This window comes from Methanoculleus formosensis (assembly GCF_025384765.1).
GTDB lineage: Archaea > Halobacteriota > Methanomicrobia > Methanomicrobiales > Methanoculleaceae > Methanoculleus > Methanoculleus formosensis.
Genome location: NZ_VHLL01000003.1, coordinates 1 through 22,401, shown reverse-complemented (window position 1 = coordinate 22,401; position 22,401 = coordinate 1). Strand labels below are relative to the sequence as shown.

Below are 22,401 nucleotides of genomic sequence, written 5' to 3'. Positions count from 1 at the left end.
CTACCCTTCAGCCTGTCGCATATCGCCCTGACTGCCCCCGCCCCTCGGGGCGGGGGAGGAGGCCGGAGGCCGGGCGGGGTGGGGTTGTAGACTGATCCCTGTATGGTGGAGACAGGGGAGGGGGCGTGCCCCCTCCCCGTCAGCCCCACCCCCAATGGCGATTCTCCCACGGTCCACTGCATGGGGCTGTTCGAGGAAAAAGGTTGATCCTGGGGGACAGCCGGGCCCAGCGTTAACCTCATCAGGAAAGGATGAAGATGGAACACGGTTTCAGCAGAACCGGTAGTTCCGCTCTTCTATGGCAAGATACAGCTCCCCGTGTCCGGTCCGGAACCAACGGTACCGGCGAGACGATCTAATGACTGCCGGTCTCTTCATTCCTCCCTGATCCAGCCCTCGCGCACCCACCGCTCGTACCCGTCTGGCCGCCAGTCCCGGTTTGCCCGCACTATCCCGGCGAAGTACTCCCGGTTCTCTGCCATCTCGGCCTCCTGATCGGGATAGCGCGGCCGGTCCCTGACGGCGAGGGCGAGCTGCTTCCCGAGATCGCGCGCCGCCGCCTCAGCCCGGTCGAGCGCCTCCGTGTCGCTGCCGAGCGCGGCGCTCATCCCCCCGATCGTCGTCACCCCGAGGTAGTTGAACACGTGATTCAGGTAGCCCGTGACCGCATCGCCTCCCGAGATCCCGGTGGTCGCGACGCTGCAACCGTACTTCCCGGCGAGGTTCTGGTAGTGCATGGCGTCCGCCAGCCGGTCGATGAAGACCTTCATCTGCCCGCTGACGTTGTCGACGTAGACCGGCGAGGCGAAGACCAGCCCGTCGGCGTCCTGTATCCGGTCGTACGCGGCGGAGAAGTCGTCGGCAAAGACGCACGTCCCGTCCAGGCTGCAGCTCTCGCAGGCGGTGCAGGGGGCGATCTCCATGTCAGCGAGATCGATGAGGTCGACCACGGCACCGGCCTCTTCTGCCCCGGCAAGCACGAAGTTCACTAGTTTTCTTGTCCTGCTCCGCATCCCCCGTGGGCTTCCCACAACTGCAGTTATCTTCACTCTTCTGTCACATCCGGAAGGAAGCGTTGGCCCCGGCGCGGGAAAATAGTTTAGAACCCGGAAGGCAGTCCCCTCTGTGAGGCGGCGCGAACGTATGGAAGATGGTTGGTTGATCCTGGCCTCTTTAGGTGATCGCCAGAACCGTTTGGGTTCGTGAAAAGTCCCGTACAGTGGATCATGGGGATATCGCCATGCACTGCCCCCGCCCCAAAGGGGCGGGGGAGGAGGCCGAAGGCCGGGTGGGGTGGGGGTTGTAGACATCAGTTTAGGAGTGGAGACAGAGGAGGGGGATGTTCCCCCTCCCCGCGAGCCGCCTCCCCCAGTGGCGATAGTCAACGGAAATCTGTGGATGGGTAGTCGCCTGCGGCACAAGGGAAACCGGGAGAGGGTCGTAGGAGTTACCCACGGCAGATCCCGCGGGGCTTCTCAAAAAAAGTTAGAGGATCTTCTCCCCTGCCTTCGGTCCGGGCGTGCACTCGTAAACTTCCCGGATCTTCACGATGAGGAGGTTCTTTGCCGGTGCTTTCGCCATCTTCGACCGGACGGTAAACTGCATCTTCTCAAACTCCGGACCGCTCGACCGAATCTCGACGTCGCCCTTGACCTGGAAGCAGCCCTTCGTCTCGGGTCCCCAGACGTAGATGGAGACCTTCGGGTTCTCCTGGATATTTGCAAGCGTCTTCTTCATGAAGTTGTCCGCTATCCAGATCGTCTCGTCGTCGACGATCTCGACGAACCCGATCGGCACCACGTTCGGCCAGCCTTCCTTCGAGGCCGTGGCGACCGGGAAGGCCTTCATCGTCCGAAACGCCGTCTTCATCTCTTCAGTAAGTGCAACCATCGTTTTTCACCAATACATTCTCTGAACTACATATTTATATAGTAATTTGTCAGAAAACTGTAGTTGTAACGGCGACGCTACAGAACCCTGACCCGGCGTGCCGCGCCGCCCCGTCGCAGAGACGTGAGAGACCATGAGAATACCAACCGATGATTCGGAATTCGCTGCGCTCCGGCATGAGGTTGCAGAGCTCCGGGCTGAAATCCGGCGGTACGCCGTTCCAGACGGCCGGAAGGTGGACCAACTCTTCTCCGAGTTCCGGCGGCAGTGCGCCGAAGCCGCCGTGCGCGGACATATCGAGACCGCAAGCGACCTGATCGACCGAGAGGTTTCGGGTTGTCCTCTGGCGGAACAGTGTAAGGCTGCTTTTGCTGCCCTTTTCGAGAGCACGATCGAGCACCTGAAGACCGGAGAGGTTCCGCTCGAAGCCGTCAGCGCGGCCAGGGAACGGCTCGCGGTTCTGCAGCACAACGCCCCGACCGACCACTGCACCCCCTGTTTTCGAGAGGCAGGCAGGCAGCTTGACCGCCAACTCCGGCTGATCGAGTCGATCCACGGCAATCGGGATGAGCAGGAGGGAGAGCGTGGCATCGATGATCTCTCGCCGGAGAGCCTCGCGGACAGGATCTGTTACCCCCTGAGCAGCCCTCACCGGGTCCGGATCCTCAAGGCGCTTTATCGAGAAGGAAGGTCGTTCTCGGATCTCGCAAAGATCACCGGTCTGCGCGGGGGAAACCTCCTCTTCCACCTGGAAAAACTCCTGGAGGTCGACCTGATCCGCCAGCGCGGAGACCGAGGGGAGTACTGCATCAGTTTGAGCGGCTACGAATCGCTCAGAACGCTTGCGGAGCTCAATCGGCAAGTCCGGAACGGGATTTCAGCAAAACCGAGTTAGCAGAGCCACGATTTAAGGAGGGGATCACGGTTCGAAGTCCATCACGACGGCGGAGTGGTCGCTCAACCCCTGCCCCCGGAGGCCGTGGAGGTACCAGCACGCCGTCGGGTTGAGGCGCACGGACGCGAAGATGTGGTCGTAGCGTTTGCACTTCGGGACGTCCTCCGGTCCGCGGTCGGGGCACCAGCTGTACTCCCTCGCCTGGTAGCCGTGGAGTCTCCGGAAGACGTCGGGGAGGTCGTACTCCGCGAGACCGGGGAGGACGTTCATCTCGGCGTTGTACCACCACCGTCTCGGGCGGCCGAGGTATTCGTCGCTCTCGGAGATCGTGGTGGTGTAGGCTTTGTCCGGTAAGATATCTTGATAGAAAGGAACGATCGTTCCGTCGGGGAGCTCCGCCTCCGGGATGTGGAGGTCGCCGCAGAGGATCCGCGGCCGTGCCGAATGAACGGCGAGGTGCCGGTAGATCCCGACCAGCGTCTCGGCCTTGACGATCTCATTCCTCCTGTTTCCTATGGCCGACGGCACATGGACGTTGTGGACCTCGAATTCGCCGGCCGGTGCGCTGACGACGGCAGAGACTACCCGCTGTCTCCATGGGATATCGAAGTCGAGCGGGTTTAGCGGCGCGAGAGGATACCTGCTCGCGATCAGGCACCCGACATCCTTTGCCTCACCTGGAGGCGAGTACTGCTCGGAGAGCCGGGAGACGCTGTACGCGAACTGAAATGGGTCGTTTGTGCCCCGTGCACGGAGATCGTTCAGCCGCTCGGCCATGTAGGCCACCCGTGCGATCTCCACCAGCGCAAGGCTGTCGACGGAGTGGAACAGCCCGTACTTCTCCAGCTCTTCTCGGAAGAGCGGCAGGGTCCGGTCAGTCACCTCCTGGAATGCGACGATATCAGGCGAGTGCTGGCAGATAGCTTCGACTTTCTTCTCCACGCTCTTAAGACCGGAGCGGAAGAGATCCACGTTCCATGAAATGAGCCGCATATGCCCTGTACATGAATTTAACACTCCTTGTTCATTAATACATCGAGCTCTGGATAGTTTTATGGTGTTTACGTAGGATGGGGGTCACCCGCTCCGCTGCTCCGGCCCGATCCCGTGTTCGGCGCAGTGCTTCTCGATGGCGTCGAGGAACCTCCTGCCGTAACGTTTCAGTTTCGCCTCGCTGACGCCGTAGATCCCGAGGAGGGCTACGCCGGTTCCCGGATAAGACGTTGCCATCTCCTTGAGGGTTCTATCGTGGAAGACGACGAACGGCGGCACTCGATCAAGGTCGGCGACGACTTTCCGGAGTTGCCGGAGCCGGAGGAAGAGGGCCTCGTCGTAGTCGTTCTCGACCCGTGCCGCGACGACGCCATCTGGACGCGGCTCTGCGAGCGGCACCGCGATCTCCCCCGCGAGCACAGCCCGGCTCCGGTCGTTCGAGACGAGGACGGGGTACCGGCCGCCGGTCGACGTGACGAACCCCTTCCCGACCATCTCCTGGATGAAGAGCAGCCACTGATCGCGGGTGTACCCCCTGCCGGAGCCGTAAGCCGGAATACGGTCGTGCCCGTTCTCGCGGATCCTATTGCTCTTCGAGCCGGTGAGCACGTCGGCGATGTAGGATGCGCCGAACTGTTCTCCGGTCTCGTGGACGCAGGTGATGACCAGTGACGCGGCCTCTGTCCCGTCGAAGACCTTCACCGGCGTCTCACACCGGTCGCACCCGCCGCACCGCTCTTCCGGGTAGGACTCGCCGAAGTAGGCGAGCAGGAACTTCCTCCGGCACCCGGTGGTCTCGCAGTAGTCGAGCATCATCCCGACTTTCCGGTAGGCAACGTCTTTCTGCGTCGCATCGGTGCATTCCTTCTCGATGATGTACCGGATCGTGCCGTAGTCGCCGCGGGAATAGAAGAGGATACAGTCGCCCGGCTCTCCGTCCCTCCCTGCTCTGCCGGTCTCCTGGTAGTAGGACTCGATATCCTTCGGGAGGTCGGTGTGGATGACGAACCGCACGTCCGGTTTGTCGATGCCCATGCCGAAGGCGACGGTGGCGCAGATGATCGCGACGTCGCCGCGGGAGAAGGCCTCCTGGTGCTCCGCGCGGACGCTGTCCGGGAGGCCGGCGTGATAGGGCAGCGCCGAGAACCCCTTATCCTGCAGTTTCTTTGCGAGTTCCTCCGTCGCCTTCTGGGAGAAGCAGTATATGATCCCGGCATCGTTCGGGTGTTCGGTGAGATACGCGACCAGTCTCGGGAAGTAGCGGGCCTTCGGCACCACCCGGTAGGTGAGGTTTTTGCGGTTGAAACTCCCGACGAATCTGACCGGGTTCGAGAGAGCGAGTTCGACCGCGATGTCGTTCTGGACGGCGGGGATGGCGGTCGCGGTCAGGGCGATGACGGGGACGGCGGGGAACCGCTCTTTGAGCATCCGGAGCCGGCGGTATTCGGGGCGGAAGTTGTGCCCCCACATGGAGATGCAGTGCGCCTCGTCGATGGCGATGAGCCGGACGTCCGCTTTTGCGATGAGCGAGAGGAAGAACGGCTGCACCGCCCGCTCCGGCGAAACGTAGAGGATCCGGATGCGGCCTTCGAGGATCACCCGCTCGACGATCTTCTGCTCCCCGTACCCGAGCGAACTGTTGATCGTCGCGGCTGGAATGCCGTTTGCCCGGAGGCTGTCGACCTGGTCTTTCATCAGGGCGATGAGCGGCGAGACGACGACCGTAAGTCCGCCGAAGACGAGAGCGGGGAGCTGGTAGCAGAGAGACTTACCGCCCCCGGTTGCCATGACGGCGAGGACGTCGCGGCCGCTGAGGACGGCGTCGACGATCTCCTCCTGGTGGGGAAGGAACGACGTGTAGCCGAAGTATTTCTCCAGAACACTGTATTTTGTATTCATTGTGCCACGATATCCGATCTGCTGGTAGGGTTGGGCGGGAGCCGGGATAGGGTTTGTTGTCCCGAACGGCGGCAGAGAGATCTTCCGCGCCTCCCCCCGTATCGAAGCGCATATCCGCGGGGGACGCGAGTACTGGAGATGATGAAAAACGTCGATATGGCGGTCGAGAAGAACATTCTCACCATACGGGTGGATCTCGGAAAGGAGTTCGGGGCGTCCAAGAGCGGGAAGTCGATAACGATCGCTTCCACCGAGGGGAACGTCTCAGTGCCGGGACACGAGGAGATCAAGATCGGGCTGAACATCTACCGGGCGAAGTGAGCGGGCATTGACGCTCTTCCGGCGCTGGCGGCCCGGGGAGAGCCATCGCTCATTTTGCGTGAGCGGTATCATCATCCATGCTCTGAAAGTTCGTGTGAAGCCGCGAGATCTGTGCGACATGGCTTTATTGAATCCCTACCTGTTTACCCCGGATGATTGCAATCCAAGAGCACGGCTTTCCACCAAATATCGCCATGACTGCCCCCGCCCTTGGGGCGGGGGAGGAGGCCGAAGGCCGGGCGGGGTGGGGTTTTCAGATATTGCTACATAAGGTGGAGACAGGGGAGGGGGCACGCCCCCTCCCCGCGAGCCGCCACCCCCAATGGGGATAGCCACCACGGTCCACTGCATGGGGATGTTCGAGGAAAAAGGCTGATCCTAGGGACTGCCGGGCCCAGCATCAACCCCGTCGGGGTAGGGGAAGAGCGAAAAAGGGTTTCAGCAGAGTCTGTGATACGCGTCTCCCTTCCCTTCGCGCCACAGAAGGCCTAACACCCTTCACCCCCGCCCCACGGCACACCGGATCTTCCCGCGAACCTCCCGGATGGGGCAGCGGTCGCAGACAGGCGTTCTTCTGCAGGTGGTGTTCCCCAGGCGCACGATCTGGGCGTGGTAGTCGTTGAAGAGTTCCGCGTCGGGAGCGAGGTTCCCGGCAAAGAGCCGCTGCGTCTGATCGTAGGACGCCCCTTCGGGAAGGAGGCCGTAGCGCGAGAATATCCGCCGAGTATACGCATCGACGACGAAGACCGGTTTTTTGCAGACATACAGCAGGATGGTGTCCGTCGTCTCCTTCCCGAAACCCCGGAGTGCGAGCAGCCGTTCGCGGAGTTCGCCGGTCTCTACGGACGCCATCGTCTCCGGGTCGGCCCCGAACTCGGCGACGTAGACCCGGGCGAAACCCCGGACCCGCTCCGCCTTCTGGTTGTAGTAGCGGGAAGGGACGATCAGGCGGGCGATATCGGCGGCCTCGGCCGCAGCGAGGAGATGGGGGTCGAGCATCCCGGCGTCTTCGAGGTTGCGGATGGCCTGCGCCGCGTTCTTCCAGGAGACGTTCTGGGTGAGGATCGCACCGACCATCGTCTCGAACGGTGTCTTTGCGGGCCACCAGTGCTGGTGGCCGAACGCCGCGAAGAGGGCGTCGTAGATGAGGTTGAGGTCGTCAGTGAGGGTCGCCGGCATCACTGCCACCAGGGCTTCGCGGCGATCGGCATCTGCCAGTCGGTGGAAAACGCCCTGCCGGTCACTTTTATTCCGGGCGGGGCCTGCCTGCGCTTGAACTCCGCCCGATCGACCATTCTCGCGACCTGCCTGACCGTCTCTTCGGGATATCCGGCGGCGACGATCTCATCGGGCGACTCGAAACAGTCGATATGGCGGTAGAGTATCGCGTCGAGGAGGTCGTAGGGGGGAAGGGTCTCCTGGTCGGTCTGGTCGGGCCGGAGTTCCGCGGAGGGAGGTTTCTCCAGCACCCGGCCGGGGATGACGGGGCGCTCTCCGTTCAGCCACCGGGCAATCCGGTAGACCATCCCCTTCGGGACGTCGGCGATCACAGAGAGCCCCCCCGCCGCATCGCCGTAGAGGGTGGAGTAGCCGACCGCGATCTCCGATCGGTTCCCGGTCGAGAGGAGCATGGAGCCGAACTTGTTCGCGAGGGCCATCAGCGCCGTCGCCCGGATCCTGGCCTGCAGGTTCTCCTCGGTGATGTCGCGGGGGAGCCCGGCGAAGACATCCGCGAGGGCGCCGTCGAACGCCTCCATCATCGGGGTTATCGGAATGGTGCATGTCCTGATCCCGAGGTTCTCCGCAAGTTTCTGCGCATCTTCGATGCTCTCCGCGGAGGTGTGGGGGGAGGGCAGGAGCACTCCGAGGACGTTCTCCGGCCCGAGCGCCCGGGCGGCGACGGCGGCGACGAGCGAGGAGTCGATCCCGCCGGAGAGGCCGAGATGGGCGGATGTGAACCCGCATTTATGGACGTAGTCGCGGGTGCCGAGCACCAGCGCCTGCCAGATCTCCGCCTCAGGTGCCGGGTCGTCGGGAGCGACCGCCTGCGGGACGGGGCGGGCAAGATCGACGGTTACGACGTCCTCGGCAAAGGCCGCACCGCGGGCGATGAGGGTTCCGTCTGCGGAAAAGGCAATGCTCCGACCGTCGAAGACCAGATCGTCGTTCCCGCCGACGAGATTTGCCGAGACGATCGCGACCTGGCGGGTCCTCGCGATCTCCGAGAGCGCCTCCTCGCGCAGGGCGTGCAGGCCTGCGGCAAACGGCGACGCTACGAGGTTCACGATCACGTCCGGGGCCCGCCCGCCGCAGCGGATATTCTCACCGATGGCGACCCCGATCGTTCTCTCGCCGAGGCGGAATGTCCGGGGGCTCCCGGCCGCCGGCTCGAAGTACCGGCTCTCGCCGAAGACGCCGGATATGGAGGCCTTTCCGAACGTCTCCCGGACCTTTCCGTCCCGGAGGAGGGCGGCGGCGTTGAAGAGCGGCCGGCCGGTGCCGGTGAGGTTCGGCTCGGCGAAACCGACGAGAACCGGGGGGGCATTGACGAGTTCGGCAGCCAGGTCGTCCAGGACAGAGAGGCTCCGGGTTATGAACCCCGCCTGCAGGAGCAGATCCCGGGGAGGACAGCCCGTCAAAGAGAGTTCCGGGGCGACGATCAGGTCCGGCCGGTGGCGGGATGCCTCGCGTACGCCCGCTGCAATCCGGCGGGCGTTGCCGGCGAGATCGCCGACGACCGTGTTCACCTGGAGGATCGAGATCTTCATGGTCATTCCCCGATTATGATCAGTAATGACAGAACGAATGGCATATGTCTTTGCATGACGGTATCCTCTCGGGACGCGAACCTCCGCGCCCTACTGGCCGCGCCCGCCGATCATATCCCTTTTAAAGCCGAAGGTCAATGCGCCTTAGAGGATATCATGCAGAGAGCATGCCATAGAACGATCTCCCCTGTGCGGAGATCCGGTACATCGATTGCGTGGCGCAACCGTATCCGGGGGCGGATAGCCTGAACTCGCACCGCCGCCGGTCCGCAAACCGGGATACCCGGCTCCTCCTGCTCGCTGCATCGGTTCTCATCGCCTTCATCGCAAACGCCGCCGGCCTCCTTGCCGGCGTCACCATCGTCCTCCCGCACCTGCTCTACCTGCCGGTCATCCTTGCGGCCTACTGGTTTCCCCGCCGGGGAATCGTCTTCTCGTTTGCCCTGGCTCTCGGGTACCTGGCGTTGGTCCTGCTCTTCACCGGGGGCGATGCCGGAGAGGTCGTCTCGGCGCTCGCGCGTGCGGGGGTCTTCGTCGCCGTCGCCGCCGTCGTATCGCTCCTCTCTCTCCGGCTGCGGGAGCAGGAAGAGCGGTACCGTGGGACCTTCGACAACTCGGAGGCAGGGACGTTCATCGTTGCTCCCGGGGAATCCGGGCCGCAGATCGAGGAGGCGAATTACGTGGGCGCCGCACTCCTCGGTCTCACGACGAAGAACCTGGTCGGGAAGCATGCCGCCGGGCTCTTCGAAGACCCCGGCACCTGGGAAGCGCTGGCGGCAGAGATCGACCGGAGTGGAGCGGTCTACGGGTGCGAGACGACGTTTCTCCGGATCGACGGGGTAACTGTCCGGGTGCTCGCATCGGCCGGCCGGCTCCCGGGCGAACGGATCGTCCTCACCCTCGTCGATATCACCGCACGGACGAACGCCGAGGACGCACTTCGCCAGACGAACGCCAAATTGAATATGCTGGGACGTCTCACCCGGAACGATCTCGCCGCAGCGGTATCGGCACTCCTCGGACGGATCGCCGGGGGGAGGCGGGAGTTCGACGACCCAGGTATCCGCCGGTATATCGAGAGCCTGGAGGAGGACGCCCGGGTGGTGCAGCGGCGCGCGGAGGTGACTCGGGACTACCAGGATCTCGGCCTCCGGCCGTCGGGCTGGCAGGCGGTCCAGAAGGTGGTCAGGGAGGTGACGTCGTGCCTGCTGCTTCCGGGAATATCGGTTCGTTCCTGGGTTGAGCGGCTCGAGATCTTCGCTGATCCGATGCTCGACCGGGTTTTTTCGAACCTGATCGAGAACGCCGTCCGGCACGGGGAGACCGTATCCTCGGTCGTCATCACCTACCGGATCCTGGACGACGGGCTCGTGATCTCTGTCGAGGACGACGGCGTGGGAATCCCCGAAGAGGGGAAGGAGCGGATCTTCGATTACGGCGTCGGCAGCGAGGGCGGGCTCGGGCTCTTTCTCGTCCGGGAGATCCTGGCCATCACAAATATGACGATCCGGGAGACCGGGACGCCCGGCAAGGGGGCGAGGTTTGAGATACACGTGCCCCCAGGCGGATACCGGATCATCTGAGGCAGAAGAATGTTTGAAAAAGTGCTTATTCCGACAGACCTCTCCGAGGCCTCCGTCATCATGGCGGAGCGGGTCGGCGAGGTTCCGGGCGTCCGCGAGGTCGTCCTCGTTCATGCCCCGGGATCGGCAGGCCTCTCGCCCGCCGATGAAGACGCGCTCCACCGGATGCGGGAACTGGTGCAACGGCAGGGGCTCCCCGTCGAGGTGGTGGTTGCCGAGGGTGACGGGATTGATGTTCCGGAGAGGATACTCCGGACCGCCTTGGAGGCGGGGGCGAACCTGATCGCCATGGGAGTTCGTGACCCGGGAATTCTCCGGAACCTCTTCTCCGGCAACGTTGCGGCCACCGTGCTCCGTGACGCCCGGGTGCACGTCCTGATCGTGCCCCGGTCGACGGGAGAAGGACCGGCGCTCTTTTCACGGCTGCTGGTACCGACCGATCTCGCGGACCCGGTGCCCGAACTCCGGTCGCTCCTTAAAGACGCTGCCGGGAGCGAGTCGGCGGTGCTCCTGCACGTTGTAGAATCCGGGCGCTCGGAGACGAAGCAGGAGGCCGGCGACCGGCTCGCTGCCCTGAAAGACGTTCTATCGGCCCCCGGGCGAGAACTCGAGCCGCTGGTACGGGCCGGGGAGCCGGCGGGCACCATCTGCGCCGTGGCGGACGAGCTCGGCGCATCCCTGGTTGCCATCCCACGCATAGGGAGACGCGACGCTGCGGGAGCCGCCCCGCTCGGGAGCGTCACGAGCGCTGTTGCAGGGTGTGTGCGACAACCGGTACTGGTGCTGGCGGTCCCGATTCACCTCGCGGTCGAGACCCGGGAACTGCGGAGCGAGGAGTTCGCGCTTGCAGAAGAGATCTGGACCGACTACCACCAGTTGAAGGCGGACCCGAAGACAGATCGGATATTTGGGGTCTTTGCAGGCGATATCCTTGTTTCCGTCGCCCGGTGCCGGCGGCACCCGGACGGCTGCGAGGTAGACGGCGTCTTCACCCCGGTCCGGTTCCGGGGCAAGGGGTATGCCCGGCGGGCGATGGACGCGCTTGTCGAGGCGTGCCAGCACGATACCCTGTACATGCACTCCGTGCGGAACCTTGTCGACTTCTACGCGGGATACGGGTTCATCTCGATACCGGAGAGCGACCTCCCGCCGACGATCCGGGCAAGGTATGCGTTTGCTCTCGGCGAGATGGAGGGGGCGAACGTCCAGCCGATGCGGCGGGCCGCCGGCTGGTTCCGGCGATAACGCGTTCTCACGCGGCCGCTTTGCCCGCTTCAGTCGTCGTAGAGATCGGAGAACTCTATATCGTCTTCGATCCCGTCTGGGTACGGGACATCGATGACGACCGATCCGTCTTCGAGAATGTCGCCGATCTCGATGCATACTCCGGCAGGAAACTCCCGTTCCTCTGTTCTGCCGTCAGAGTGCTTGATGTACGCCCACATGCTATACCCCTGCAGATCCATTCTTTCGGTGCTCCCGGCGCAATCCCGGGAGCATGCTCCCATTCCAGTATCAGATGGTGGTTTTATAAAGATTTTGCGCTCTAAAATACCCGATTGTGGCATACTATTCCGGGTTTTCCGGGGTAATACAGGTGGAAGCGCATCCCTGACGGCCGTGCCGGAGGGATCTGTCTTGCCCCTGCGGCGATGGACAGCCATATATCATGGTGGTGCCCAGGGATGCATACATGCGCATCGGGATCCTCTCCGACACACACGATTGCCTTGAGATAGTGGACGCGGCTGTAAAGCAGTTGAACGGGGAACGGGTAGATCTGGTGCTTCACGCCGGAGATTACGTCTCGCCGTTCGTCATCCCCCGGCTTGCAAACCTGCAGTCGCCTATGATCGGCGTCCTCGGGAACAACGACGGCGATCTCCATCTCCTCGCGGCACGGTTCGCCGAACATGATCGGCTCAGTCTGCGGGGCACGTTTGCCGCCGTTACCGCTGGCGGCATGACGATAGGGCTGCTCCACGGTGACGACCGCGAACTCCTGCAGGCGCTCATCGGGCACAACGCCTTCGACGTCGTGGTTCACGGCCATACTCACCAGACGCAGGTCAGAACGCTCTGCGGGACGCTGGTCATCAACCCCGGAGAGGCCTGCGGTTACCTGACCGGGCGACCGACCGTCGCCGTGCTGGATACAGGGAGCCGGAACGTGGAACTGCTCTCCCTCTGATCCGGGAAAAAAGTGGAAGAACGGTGCGGGTTACACCGCATCCGCGCCGTCGGGCACTTCGTCGAGGTTCCAGGCCGGGGCGCCGGCGTACCCGAGGTCCGCCCTGAGCGTCGCCCCGGAGACCTCGAACGTATCCGGGACATCGAAGTAGAGGTAGCCTTTCAGCGACTCATACCGCTCAAGCGGCTTTCTGTCGAACGACTCCCCGAGCGTGGTGAAGGGCGGGACATCCAGGGGGGCAAACGTGGTTCCCTCGCGCTCAAGGATAAACGCGTCCCGCCCGGGAGCCTCGATGGTGTAGAGGTCGGAGTCGCCCTTGTGCCCGAGGTTGGTCGACTTGACGGCAACGAGGAGGAACATCCGCCCCTCGCCTGCTTCAATCGTCGGCGTCGACTCATTGCCGGGAACCTCACGGTATGTCGTTGCGGTCCGGGTGGACTCGGCGAGTAGCGAGACCATATTCTCGCCGTCCGGGTCGTCGTAGGTGTGGCGGTCCATGAGCGGGAGAATCTTCTCCGGCGGTGCGACCGCGATCGGCCCGGTACTGGCCGGGGTCTCGGATGCCCGGGCCGTGATGGTGCCGGCGGCGGTCATCGTGGAGATGCCGCCGTCTGCCGGTTGTACCTCAGCGGCCTGCCGGGCGGCATTTTCAAGCCCCTCCGACGCTGCGGCGAGATCCTTGAATGCCGTCGGAACGACACCCTCGCCGGCATCCACCGGGTCGCGGAGCGTCTTGCTTGCCGACGAGTATGCCTCGAGCGACCTGACGAACTCGTCCTTGAAGGGCTGGCGTTCCGGGGAGACCTGGAGCGGCTGCACCTCGCCGAGCAGCCTGACGGAGAACGCGTACAGCTCGTCCGCCGCTACGGCGGCGGCATCGCTATCCTGCAGGTAGAGGGCGTGGGCATGCTCCATCGAGAGTCTCATCAGGCGGATGCTGGCGGTCTCGACCAGCCCTGCCAGCCGTTCGTCGTCATATCTGTCGGTCTCCTCGTGAGGTGCCCCGACCACAGGATCGGGCTGGTCGGTGCTCTCCGGGGCGGCAGGCGTCACCGGCTCCGCATCGCTCTCGAAGAGAGGTTCTTCGGGCGAGGAGAAGATGTTTTCCTCGTTTCGGAACTCTGCGAATGGCTCGGGGTTATCCCTCTCATCCATGAGCACCGGGAAGGTCCCGGTTGTGTTCTCCTCCGCCGGGAGTTCCGGGGCCGCGTCTGTTACGTCCCCCTCATCGGAGAGTTCCGGGAGGCCGGATGGCTCGAGTCTGCTCCCTATCGCCGACAGGTTGCCGGGCGAGAACGGCAGTAGTTCTCCCGACTCAAGCGCCGTGAGCCCCTGGCCTGAGTCGGCAACGGCCGGTATGGTGAGGAGGAACCCCGCGCAAACGGCAATTCCCAGGAAAATGAGGGCATTATCATGGTGCTTGCTCATGAGCATTTTTCTTTCAGTTAATTTATATAAATATTATTATATTGCATTTTTTGAAAAATAACTCCTCCGGTAAAACCGTTTTCGCTGCCAACGGATATCCGCCATTCCCGGGTTGCGTCCCCGGCGGAACCGAAGTCGTCGCGAAAGACCCGGGCCGGCAGGCAAACCCCTCCCGAGACGCGGGATTCCTGCGACGGCGGGTGGGATGGGGTTTCAATCCTCCCGGGGATGGATAAAACCCGAAATAGGGCTTTTTAAGGGCATAATTTTAGAAATGATCGTCAGATCTACCCGAATTGTTCATCAGTTATATACCGGGCACTATGCGCTTCGCGCTTCTCCCCGGTCCCTCGGGGGCGGAGGCAGTTATGGTGATCCTCATGCAAAGCCGTACCCCGGTGAGATACGAGCGGGAAGACCTGGGGGGATCTCAATCTGTTGCTCCGTAATGTACAACCCGCGACGGAGAGGGGCCGATGGATCTGCTCCGCGACGGGTCAAGTTCCTCGATTCTTTTGAGCCCGATAGTATAGTGGCTGCACCTGCTGCCGGTCGGTCGCGTCGAACTCCGAAGGTGCCGTCTCCCCTCCCCTGGAAACCTATATGTACTCCCACGGGTTACCGGAATAAGAGGATGCCTGATGGAGATCGTGAAGATACCAAATATGGACAAAGCGGAGTACGATAAGCTCATCGAGGAGGGTTTTCTCAGCCGTATTGCATTCCAGGGCCGTAAATATCCGTATATTGCCCCGTTCCTGTACGTCTTCGATGGGAAGTTTCTCTACTTCCTGGCAACCAAGTACGGCAGGAAGAACGATCTCTTCCGGCAGCACCCGTATGTCTCCGTCGAGGTCGAGAAGTACTCCAGCGACCTCTCCTGCTACACCTTCGTGACGATGCAGGGATACCTGGTGCAGCTTGAGGACGCGATCGAGAAGAAGCTCATCCGCGAGAAGTTCGTGCACATGATCAAGGCGCACAACCTCTCAAAGAACATCCTTGCAGCGCTCGGTCATAAGCCGGAGGAGCCGATCGAGGCGATCGCCTCCGAAGAGCGTTCGAACATCTGGAAACTGACCGGCGTGACCGATATCGTTGCTTTAAAGAACCTCTAACCTTTTTTGGAACCATGCCGCGGCGCGCAACCGCCCCGGAAGCCAGGCCTCTCTCGCCGGGAGGGGGCGGGGCGGCCATGGCTCCCGGATGCCGCCCGATCAGATCGTGCTGCCGGCCCGCCGCCATGAGTTACGGGAGAAGCGGTTCGATCAGTGTCCCGGCGGTATCGAGCAGGTCGGCAAGCCCCTCCGGCGTTGCGGTCCCCTTCTCCATCCAGCGGATGATGCCGCGCCCGTCCAGGAGGTAAATATAGGCGAGCGACGGGTCGTCGATCCCATAAGCCCGCCGGCACCGTTCGATATCCTCAGGGTAGATCAGCACCTGGTCGTGCTTCGCGAGAGGGGTGCCGCCCCGAAGACCCTGCCGGATGCGATCGGCGAGGGAACTCCCGATGAGGCTGTCGCCGACGACCGCAACTAAGTAGGTCTTCACCCGTGGATTCTCGGTGAAATCTCCGGAAAACGGGCTGCTCCCGGACTCCGCCATCTCCCCGGCGGATTCTAGGAAGGCGAGCACGACGAGCGAAGCGGTCTCCCCGGCATCGTCGGGGAGGGTGACGACCCTGCCGGAGAGGGACGTTGCCATGAGGGTGGGAAACGTCCTGCCGAGGGCTGCGGGCACCGGTTCGCTGGTTGCTTCCGTTCGGTTCATGGCCTGCCAGTAAGGGCACCCTCATGATAAAGCCTCTCCCGGGTGAGATGCGGCCCTCGAAGGGGGCGCTACGTCAAGCACAATACCTCTCAAGCGCAACAGTTCCTCCAGGGAGGCGTACCGGTTTGATCAGCATCGGGGAAGGATGGGAAGACCTCGCCGCGACGCTTTGCCGGCCTGAAGCCGGGGAGCGCATCTACGCCATCGGGGCGACGGATAGCGGAAAGACGACACTCTGCCGTTACCTCGTCGATACGGCGGCGGCGCAGACGAGGACGGCGTATATCGACTGCGATACCGGGCAGTCCCGGATCGGCCCACCGACGACCGAGGGGATGGAAGTCTATCCCGGCCCGTCGGACTCCTATCTCCGGTTCGTCGGTTCGACGTCCCCGGGCGGCCACTTCGTCCAGACCATAACCGGAGCAAAACGTCTTGTCGAGAAGGCCGACGAACTCTGTGCTCGTGTCACCGTCATCGACTCCCCCGGACTCGTCTCCGGCGGGGTGGGTATCGAGTTCCAGTTCCAGATGATCGACCTCCTCCGTCCCACCCGCATCGTTGCCCTCCAGCGCGGCCGGGAACTCGAACGGCTGCTTGCAAACTTCGCCCGCCGCCCCAGGGTCATAATCCACCGGATCGCTGTCTCCCCTGTGGCAGTTGCCCGACCTGCCGCCGCGCGGCGGCGTTACCGCGAGGAACGTTTCAGGGCCTACTTTGCCGGCGCAGAACTGCAGGAGATCCCGCTCCGGGGTCTCGGGCTCCAGGGCAGAGTGCCCGATCCCGGAAACCCCCGCGGGATCGGCGGAAGGCTGATCTCCCTCAACGACCCCGAGAACTTCGTCGTCGCCCTCGGTATCGTCGAGAACCTGCATCCCGGAAGGCGGCTCGGGGTCTTCGCCCCGCCTTTCGACCCGGCCGTCGTGGCGTCGATCCGGTTCGGTTCGATCTCCCTGGATCTCGGGGCGGCGCCGGGGCATATGGAGTCGTTTCGGCCCTGAATCCTCACGCCGGGATGAGCGAGAGCCAGATCATATACACCGCCGTCTGGGCAAGGGTGAGCGGAACGCCGACCCGTGCAAACTCGCAAAATGTCAGTGTCTCTCCTTCTTTCTCCGCGCACTGGATGATGATGACGTTGCTTGCCGCGCCGAGGATCAGCATGTTCCCGGCGATGGTGCTCCCGGCCGCAAGCGCCATCAGACCGGCTGTGGAGACCCCGAGGTGCTCGAGAACCGGGAGGGCAAGGGCGACGAAGGGGACGTTCGAGACGAACTGGGAGACGACGACGCCCATCGCGACGATGACCGGGACGGCGGCAAGGTCGAGCGAACTCTCCTCGATGAGCGGCTGGAAGAACCCCGACTGCCAGACGCTCGCCATCAGGACGAAGAGGCCGACGAAGAAGGCCAGTGTCGGCCAGTCGATCCGTCGCACGATCTCGAACCGCCGCCTGCTCCCGACGAGGACGGGTATGGCCGCGACGGCCGCGATCCAGGTCAGCCCGATCTCAAAGGCCGGGAAGAGCATCGCCGCGACGACCTTTGCAGCGATCAGGAGAACGAGCAGGATGAGCGAGAGGCGGGAGAGTGCCGCGAGGGCGGGATCGCGGATCTCCTCCTCGGTGTGAACCAGCGCCGTCGCGTGGAACTCGCCCGGGAAGGCTCTCGTGAGGAAGGCGTAAGCGATCAGGAGCGAGATCACCGTCGGGACGGCGAGGTAGAGAGGGAACGTGATGAACGGGTTCTCGATCCCGCCCGAGAGTGCGACGAGCAGGTTCTGCGGGTTCCCGATAGGACTCACCACGCTTCCCGTCGTTATGGCGAACGCAAGGGTGAGCAGCAGGAGTTTTGGGGAGATGCCGTGTCGCCGGGCGAAGTAGAGCATCAGCGGGGTGCCGATGACCGCGAGCGTGTCGTTCATCAGGAGCGCCGAGAAGAAGCCGCCGCCGACGAGAGTGAGGACGATCAGGTGCCGGACAGACTCTGCCCGGGAGAAGAGCCTGTGGGAGAGGTGGTAGAGGTAACCGCTCTCCGCGAGCGCCTCGCCGATCACGAACATGAAAAAGAGGAAGAAGATCACATCGAGGTTGATGGACGCGAGCGCATCCGCGGGTGCGATCGCCCCCGACGCGAGGACTGCCGCCGCGCCGAGGAGCATCACCTGCCATATGCGAAAGTTGACGCTCCCGATCTTCCTGACTGCAATCAGGAGAAAGACGATGATGAGGACGACGATCGGGATGATGGTGCTCATGGTATCGCGGGCACGGGAGTGTGCGTGTATCGATGGTTCGCCGTCCGCTCGAAAAAAGGGATCACCCGGGGCCGCGCTCGCCCCTCAGGTCTCCTGTCCGACGGTATAGTTTATGACGCTCTCGCAGATGTCCCCGGAATACTCTCCGATACGCCGGATACTGTCGGAAATCTGCCCCAGGGGGATCGCCGTCGCCGCTTCGAACCGGATCACCTGTGTGTTGATCTCCCGGACCTTCTCCTCGAGGTCGGTCACCCTCTGGAGCGTTGTATTTGCCTTCCTGATGTCGCCCGAATGAAACGCCTCCATGCTCCACGCGAAGATCTCCAGGGCAAGCGCGCTCGCTTCATCCATGAGGTCGAGCGTCGCCGCCTCGACCTCGCGGTCGATCAGGGCGAGCGCGTTATGGGCGACCCGGGTGGCGTGATCGGCTATCCGCTCGATGATCCTGCTGACCAGGAAGTAGTACGCCGCCTGGTTTACCGGGATCTCCATCCGCCGGGAGAGCGCGGCGTCGATCCCGATGAGGTTGTCCTGCCGCGCGACGAGCCAATGCAACCGGTCTACCTCCGTGTCCCGCACGATGACGTCCCGGGCAAGATCCGCGTCGTGCGTCCGTAAGGCGGTCATCGCGTCCTGCTGCATGCCCCGTGCCAGGACATGCATCCTTTTCACGGTGTTCTCAAACGGCATCTCTGCGGGGTTGAGGAGATCCTTGACAGTTATTGAGGAGTCCGTCTCGCCGACTACCTCCTGGCCGATCGCCATCTGCGTGAACTCCCGGACCAGTTGCAGGACAAACGGCGGCATCCTTCCCTTCGATTCGAGGCGGATGGCCGTGAACCCGGCGACGTACGCCCCGATGAGGAGGCGGAGCAGGTAGGGTCGGTCCGTCGTGGCACTGACCTCGAAGACCCTGGTCCGGTAGACCACCTCCCCGCTGATCTTCGGCGTGATCAGGAGCGAACCGTCGGGCTGCACGATCAGCCCTACAGGATCGTTCTTCTGTATGTTCGTGGACCTGATCCACTGTTTCGGCAGGGATACGATGTACGACGAACCCCCGGTGATCTGAACTTTTCTGATCTCCATGAATGCTACAGTGTTGGCGCAGTGAGGGTATATGCATTCTGGAGAGTATATATGTCACCGGTATGCTCGGTGAATAACTATAGTGATATACCCATTCCAGTGCCGCCGCTACATCCACATGAGTGTTGTGAGCCAGAGGAGCAGGGTGAAGAGGATTATGATCATGACGACCGACCATGTCCGGTACCGTCGTGCAACGGTCCTGTCGTACAGGTCCCGGGGTTCTATCCTCAGCACGGCGACGGCGACGAGTATGCCTGCCATCAGTCCGACGATCTGCCCGGCCACCAGCACCACAGCGGAGGGAAGGACGATGGGATCGAGGATCAGAACGATCCCGGCTACCACGGTCGGCGGGATGATGGTGGCAGCGATGGCGACACCGGCGATAACCTCTGTTGTGCCCCTGTTGAACGCCAGCGCCGCGGCGAACCCGAGAAGCACTGCCATCAGCGTGTAAATGGGGTTTAACACGAGACGTGTGGTGATCTCTTCGGTCAGCCCGAGCGGTATGATGAGGCCGATCAGGAATGTGGCGACGACGGAGAGGATAAAGACGCCGAGAAGCAGCGATGCCATCACTCCCAGGCAACGCAAGGCGTTCTTGATCATCCCGAGAGCGGCGTAGACGGCGAACCCGTAGATTGGGCCCATGATCGGAGAGAGGAGCATCGCTCCGATGATGATCGTCTGGTTGTCGAGTACCAGGCCGGTGAGGGCGATCACCCCGGCAATGGACGTTAACGCAAGTTTTCCGAGATCGAGAACTTCGTATCCCTTAATGGTGTCAAGCAGTTTCTCAACAGGCGTTTTCTCTTCCTTCGTTTCGGCCTTCTCCTCAGCACGCTCGAGGAGTGAGGAGACGACGAAGTCTGGAGACGAGACCTCAATCATATTTTCCTTGTACTCGAGGTCCAGCGCACCGCGAATCTTCTCGATCAGGTCGTCGAGATTCTCGCCAGGCGTGTATATGGTGATCTGGTAGATATCCTGCACGAGTGATGCCGTGTAGTGAAGGCCTTTGAGGGCGTCCTCTACCTGTTTATGCCCGTCTTCGCGTACGTGAACGACGATCTTCTTCATCGCTCCACCCGACCGTCGGCGGCTCCGCCGATGCGCGTATTACCGCAGCGCGAGTCTCCATGCCTCGAGGTCTGATTCATGCCTCATGTCTGACCACAGGCTCTCTCCGGGAGCTGATCCCGCAGAGGCGGGCGCTGCACCCCGATAATCGGGAGGCTCATAGAGAGCGGTGCTCCGCCATGCAGCAATAAGGGAGTTCCAGGTCGAGAAATATCGACAAGGTGACCCCAACCGTGCGATCAGCGGGTATTCATCGTCCATAGGAGCGATCCTGCCGACAGTACGGCCCACGGAGTGTCTCATGGCAGCTGATAAGCATAAATGTTTCTGGGACAGGAGAGATGGGACATCCAGGCCACCGGTGATTCAGACGACGGTTTTCTCGTTAGAAGGGTGATACGTCGCGAAAGTCTACCCTCCCGTAGAACACAGTCCTGAAGAAATGCGGTTTAGAGAGAAGAGGATACACGAAAAGACGACGTCAAGGGGGGAAGTGTCTCGCGTGGATCCAAAACTCTCTAAGTCTATCTAGTGCAGTTTAATATTTAATGATTTCTGTTTGGGAAATGTAGAAAATAATGGTTTTGGGCGGTTGCCCGGGGATTTAAGGATTATCGTGCGGGAGCCGCCTCAACGCTCGCCCCTCGGGGCTCCGGCCCCTCTACGACCGGGTTGTCCGGGTGTGTGACCCACTCGGTGAACGCGCCCTCGTGGAGCCGGACGTTCGGATAGAGATAGAGCCATTTTAAGAGGACGAACTCGTTCGTGGCTTCCCGGCCGGTTCCGCACGAGCAGATGACCGTCTTGCTCCGGTCGACGCCGTGCTCTTCCAGGATCATGTCGAGTTCGTCGTTGGACTTGAGCCGTGCCGGGTTCGCCTCGTCCATCAGGCTCCTCCAGGGCAGGTTGATGGCACCGGGGATATGCCCGGCCTTCCGCCAGGCCCCCTTCCCTTCATAGACCTTTGCCGGGCGTGCATCAAGCAGGACCACATCGTCGTTGTCCTTGATCCGCACGAACTCCTCATACCCGATGGGGTAGTCGTCGCGGACCTCGACGGTGAAACTGGACGGTTCGATCGCGGGATAGTCCTGCGAGAGTTCTCGCCCCTCGCTCTTCCATGCGTCAATCCCGCCGTCGAGGATGTACACGGTGTTGTGACCGTATTTCGCGAGAGTATAGGCCATCATCGTCTGACCAAGCCCGTCGCCCGCACCGGAGAACGCGCCTTTCCCCGTGTAGACGACGACCGGAGAGTCGGCCTCGATTCCCGCGCGCCTGAAAGACTCCTGGATACAGGCGTTCGGGCTGTACGACCCCGGGAAGCCGCGATTGGATACCCGCAGGACGCCTTCGGTCAGATAGACGGCACCGGGGATGTGCTCCTGGATGTAGTCGTGTATGTTCGGCTGGACGTCGACGACTCTCAGGTTGGCATCGCTCAGGTGGCGGTCCAGCCACTCCGAGTTCACCAGTTTGACCTTCCCGTCACCCCGGGGATACGGGATATTCTCCCGGTCGCTCGTGGCCTGTAGCCGGTCCATACCGCCGGGAGTAAACATCTTCTCTTCCATTTTCCCTCACCTCATGCTGGATACTCTCACCGGGGGCCGGTGAGCCCGCGTCACTCCAGGCTTGAGACCAGATATATCTTTGCAGGATCGGGTTGGGGGCGGGGTCTGGTGAGTTGGAGTATTGCGTTCCGGTGAGCGCGTTTACTAAAGTGACGAGCCCTGAAGGCTGGCGCGCTGGTTCAATAGGTGCCGGTGGTGGGGTTTGGGTGTGCGGAGATTCTTTTTACGGACGATCCTTCTTCACTCTGTCGCAAAGCCCGTGCACGGCTTTCGGGGAACTACATCTTCGGTCTTAGTGTTCTTCTCCTTTGGCAAATCGCCGGTCTAAGGCCTTCGGTCTTCTCCAGCGATGTCCCGTAGGGGCATCGCCTATCGCCACGCACTGCCCGCCCCCTTGGGGGGCGGGAGGAGCGCGAAGCGCGGGTGGTGGGGGACTTTTTAGGAGAGGTTTGCGAGCGCCCATATGGGGGGAGGCCGACTGTCCTGGAAGGGCGACGGACAACGCCAGGAGTTTGAGAAAACCGAAGGTCTTCGAGTGGGGTTACAGATGTCAGCGTACAGGGCAGAGGCAGGGGAGGGGGGCACGCCCCCTCCCCGTGAGCCGCCACCTCTCCAATGCCGGAAGTTGTCCCAAAACGCTATTGCTGGGAGGGGGACA

At 62.4% G+C, this 22,401-nt stretch carries 20 protein-coding genes; 7 read left to right on the top strand and 13 right to left on the bottom strand.

The genetic code is table 11. The annotated features are described in order from the left end of the window. Positions 1-374: 374 nt before the first annotated feature. Both FKB36_RS06570 and FKB36_RS06565 read right to left on the bottom strand, forming a co-directional pair. Positions 375-1,049, bottom strand: a complete 675-nt coding sequence (locus FKB36_RS06570) for a flavodoxin family protein (RefSeq protein WP_261597258.1) — start codon at positions 1,047-1,049, stop codon at positions 375-377. A 436-nt stretch (positions 1,050-1,485) separates the two neighbouring features. Next, complete coding sequence (locus FKB36_RS06565; protein WP_261597257.1) at positions 1,486-1,890, bottom strand: pyridoxamine 5'-phosphate oxidase family protein; 405 nt, start codon at positions 1,888-1,890, stop codon at positions 1,486-1,488. A gap of 133 nt (positions 1,891-2,023) precedes the next feature. Here FKB36_RS06565 and FKB36_RS06560 point away from each other — a divergent pair, with 133 nt between their 5' ends. Next, entirely contained in the window at positions 2,024-2,785 is a 762-nt protein-coding gene (locus FKB36_RS06560) for a winged helix-turn-helix domain-containing protein (protein ID WP_261597256.1), read from the top strand. A 24-nt stretch (positions 2,786-2,809) separates the two neighbouring features. Here FKB36_RS06560 and FKB36_RS06555 read toward each other — a convergent pair whose 3' ends face one another. Together FKB36_RS06555 and recQ are read right to left on the bottom strand one after the other, a co-directional pair. Continuing rightward, positions 2,810-3,778, bottom strand: a complete 969-nt coding sequence (locus FKB36_RS06555) for an endonuclease/exonuclease/phosphatase family protein (RefSeq protein ID WP_261597255.1) — start codon at positions 3,776-3,778, stop codon at positions 2,810-2,812. An 84-nt stretch (positions 3,779-3,862) separates the two neighbouring features. Beyond that, positions 3,863-5,677 (bottom strand): DNA helicase RecQ, encoded by a 1,815-nt coding sequence (gene recQ, locus FKB36_RS06550; protein WP_261597254.1) that lies wholly within the window; start codon positions 5,675-5,677, stop codon positions 3,863-3,865. A gap of 138 nt (positions 5,678-5,815) precedes the next feature. On the opposite strand from recQ, the gene FKB36_RS06545 reads away from it, so the two are divergent. Then, entirely contained in the window at positions 5,816-5,998 is a 183-nt protein-coding gene (locus tag FKB36_RS06545) for a hypothetical protein (protein WP_261597253.1), read from the top strand. 498 nt (positions 5,999-6,496) lie between these two features. On the opposite strand, the gene FKB36_RS06540 is transcribed toward FKB36_RS06545, so the two are convergent. Further along, positions 6,497-7,177, bottom strand: coding sequence for an endonuclease III domain-containing protein (locus FKB36_RS06540; protein WP_261597542.1), 681 nt, complete (start codon positions 7,175-7,177; stop codon positions 6,497-6,499). After that, positions 7,177-8,766: an NAD+ synthase gene (locus tag FKB36_RS06535; protein ID WP_261597252.1), complete on the bottom strand. Its 1,590-nt coding sequence runs from the start codon at positions 8,764-8,766 to the stop codon at positions 7,177-7,179. Before FKB36_RS06535 ends, FKB36_RS06540 begins: the two co-directional genes overlap by 1 nt. Positions 8,767-8,981: 215 nt before the next feature. On the opposite strand from FKB36_RS06535, the gene FKB36_RS06530 reads away from it, so the two are divergent. Then, positions 8,982-10,349 carry a sensor histidine kinase gene (locus FKB36_RS06530; RefSeq protein ID WP_261597251.1) on the top strand — a complete coding sequence of 456 codons (1,368 nt, stop codon included), beginning with the start codon at positions 8,982-8,984 and terminating at the stop codon, positions 10,347-10,349. A 9-nt stretch (positions 10,350-10,358) separates the two neighbouring features. Beyond that, positions 10,359-11,594, top strand: coding sequence for a GNAT family N-acetyltransferase (locus FKB36_RS06525; protein ID WP_261597250.1), 1,236 nt, complete (start codon positions 10,359-10,361; stop codon positions 11,592-11,594). Between the two features lie 29 nt (positions 11,595-11,623). On the opposite strand, the gene FKB36_RS06520 is transcribed toward FKB36_RS06525, so the two are convergent. After that, a complete protein-coding gene (locus tag FKB36_RS06520; protein WP_261597249.1) occupies positions 11,624-11,794 on the bottom strand; it encodes a hypothetical protein in 171 nt (56 codons plus the stop codon). Positions 11,795-12,042: 248 nt separating this feature from the next. On the opposite strand from FKB36_RS06520, the gene FKB36_RS06515 reads away from it, so the two are divergent. Further along, positions 12,043-12,540: a metallophosphoesterase gene (locus FKB36_RS06515; RefSeq protein ID WP_261597248.1), complete on the top strand. Its 498-nt coding sequence runs from the start codon at positions 12,043-12,045 to the stop codon at positions 12,538-12,540. 30 nt (positions 12,541-12,570) lie between these two features. On the opposite strand, the gene FKB36_RS06510 is transcribed toward FKB36_RS06515, so the two are convergent. After that, complete coding sequence (locus FKB36_RS06510) at positions 12,571-13,968, bottom strand: hypothetical protein (protein WP_261597247.1); 1,398 nt, start codon at positions 13,966-13,968, stop codon at positions 12,571-12,573. A gap of 641 nt (positions 13,969-14,609) precedes the next feature. Between FKB36_RS06510 and FKB36_RS06505 the strand changes: the two genes are divergently transcribed. Further along, complete coding sequence (locus tag FKB36_RS06505; protein WP_261597246.1) at positions 14,610-15,086, top strand: pyridoxamine 5'-phosphate oxidase family protein; 477 nt, start codon at positions 14,610-14,612, stop codon at positions 15,084-15,086. Between the two features lie 130 nt (positions 15,087-15,216). Here FKB36_RS06505 and FKB36_RS06500 read toward each other — a convergent pair whose 3' ends face one another. After that, positions 15,217-15,738 (bottom strand): mitochondrial ATPase complex subunit ATP10, encoded by a 522-nt coding sequence (locus FKB36_RS06500; protein ID WP_261597245.1) that lies wholly within the window; start codon positions 15,736-15,738, stop codon positions 15,217-15,219. 125 nt (positions 15,739-15,863) lie between these two features. Between FKB36_RS06500 and FKB36_RS06495 the strand changes: the two genes are divergently transcribed. Continuing rightward, complete coding sequence (locus tag FKB36_RS06495; protein ID WP_261597244.1) at positions 15,864-16,739, top strand: polynucleotide 5'-hydroxyl-kinase; 876 nt, start codon at positions 15,864-15,866, stop codon at positions 16,737-16,739. A gap of 4 nt (positions 16,740-16,743) precedes the next feature. Here the strand turns inward: FKB36_RS06495 and FKB36_RS06490 are convergent, their stop codons facing one another. The 4 genes from FKB36_RS06490 to FKB36_RS06475 all read right to left on the bottom strand — a co-directional run bounded on the left by FKB36_RS06490 (position 16,744) and on the right by FKB36_RS06475 (position 21,743). Next, complete coding sequence (locus tag FKB36_RS06490; protein WP_261597243.1) at positions 16,744-17,994, bottom strand: SLC13 family permease; 1,251 nt, start codon at positions 17,992-17,994, stop codon at positions 16,744-16,746. An 84-nt stretch (positions 17,995-18,078) separates the two neighbouring features. Next, positions 18,079-19,086 (bottom strand): phosphate uptake regulator PhoU, encoded by a 1,008-nt coding sequence (locus FKB36_RS06485; protein ID WP_261597242.1) that lies wholly within the window; start codon positions 19,084-19,086, stop codon positions 18,079-18,081. Positions 19,087-19,194: 108 nt separating this feature from the next. Next, positions 19,195-20,169 carry a TIGR00341 family protein gene (locus tag FKB36_RS06480; protein WP_261597241.1) on the bottom strand — a complete coding sequence of 325 codons (975 nt, stop codon included), beginning with the start codon at positions 20,167-20,169 and terminating at the stop codon, positions 19,195-19,197. A gap of 611 nt (positions 20,170-20,780) precedes the next feature. Then, positions 20,781-21,743 (bottom strand): sulfurtransferase, encoded by a 963-nt coding sequence (locus tag FKB36_RS06475; RefSeq protein WP_261597240.1) that lies wholly within the window; start codon positions 21,741-21,743, stop codon positions 20,781-20,783. Positions 21,744-22,401: the final 658 nt, after the last annotated feature.

Excerpts from the sequence above, each read along its gene's own strand:
- FKB36_RS06525 (WP_261597250.1), top strand. The coding sequence starts at position 10,359 with ATGTTTGAAAAAGTGCTTATTCCGACAGACCTCTCCGAGGCCTCCGTC.
- recQ (WP_261597254.1), bottom strand. The coding sequence starts at position 5,677 with ATGAATACAAAATACAGTGTTCTGGAGAAATACTTCGGCTACACGTCG.
- FKB36_RS06555 (WP_261597255.1), bottom strand. The coding sequence starts at position 3,778 with ATGCGGCTCATTTCATGGAACGTGGATCTCTTCCGCTCCGGTCTTAAG.
- FKB36_RS06505 (WP_261597246.1), top strand. The coding sequence starts at position 14,610 with ATGGAGATCGTGAAGATACCAAATATGGACAAAGCGGAGTACGATAAG.
- FKB36_RS06545 (WP_261597253.1), top strand. The coding sequence starts at position 5,816 with ATGATGAAAAACGTCGATATGGCGGTCGAGAAGAACATTCTCACCATA.
- FKB36_RS06535 (WP_261597252.1), bottom strand. The coding sequence starts at position 8,766 with ATGAAGATCTCGATCCTCCAGGTGAACACGGTCGTCGGCGATCTCGCC.
- FKB36_RS06565 (WP_261597257.1), bottom strand. The coding sequence starts at position 1,890 with ATGGTTGCACTTACTGAAGAGATGAAGACGGCGTTTCGGACGATGAAG.
- FKB36_RS06510 (WP_261597247.1), bottom strand. The coding sequence starts at position 13,968 with ATGAGCAAGCACCATGATAATGCCCTCATTTTCCTGGGAATTGCCGTT.
- FKB36_RS06560 (WP_261597256.1), top strand. The coding sequence starts at position 2,024 with ATGAGAATACCAACCGATGATTCGGAATTCGCTGCGCTCCGGCATGAG.
- FKB36_RS06515 (WP_261597248.1), top strand. The coding sequence starts at position 12,043 with ATGCGCATCGGGATCCTCTCCGACACACACGATTGCCTTGAGATAGTG.
- FKB36_RS06540 (WP_261597542.1), bottom strand. The coding sequence starts at position 7,177 with ATGCCGGCGACCCTCACTGACGACCTCAACCTCATCTACGACGCCCTC.
- FKB36_RS06500 (WP_261597245.1), bottom strand. The coding sequence starts at position 15,738 with ATGAACCGAACGGAAGCAACCAGCGAACCGGTGCCCGCAGCCCTCGGC.
- FKB36_RS06475 (WP_261597240.1), bottom strand. The coding sequence starts at position 21,743 with ATGGAAGAGAAGATGTTTACTCCCGGCGGTATGGACCGGCTACAGGCC.
- FKB36_RS06490 (WP_261597243.1), bottom strand. The coding sequence starts at position 17,994 with ATGAGCACCATCATCCCGATCGTCGTCCTCATCATCGTCTTTCTCCTG.
- FKB36_RS06480 (WP_261597241.1), bottom strand. The coding sequence starts at position 20,169 with ATGAAGAAGATCGTCGTTCACGTACGCGAAGACGGGCATAAACAGGTA.
- FKB36_RS06520 (WP_261597249.1), bottom strand. The coding sequence starts at position 11,794 with ATGTGGGCGTACATCAAGCACTCTGACGGCAGAACAGAGGAACGGGAG.
- FKB36_RS06485 (WP_261597242.1), bottom strand. The coding sequence starts at position 19,086 with ATGGAGATCAGAAAAGTTCAGATCACCGGGGGTTCGTCGTACATCGTA.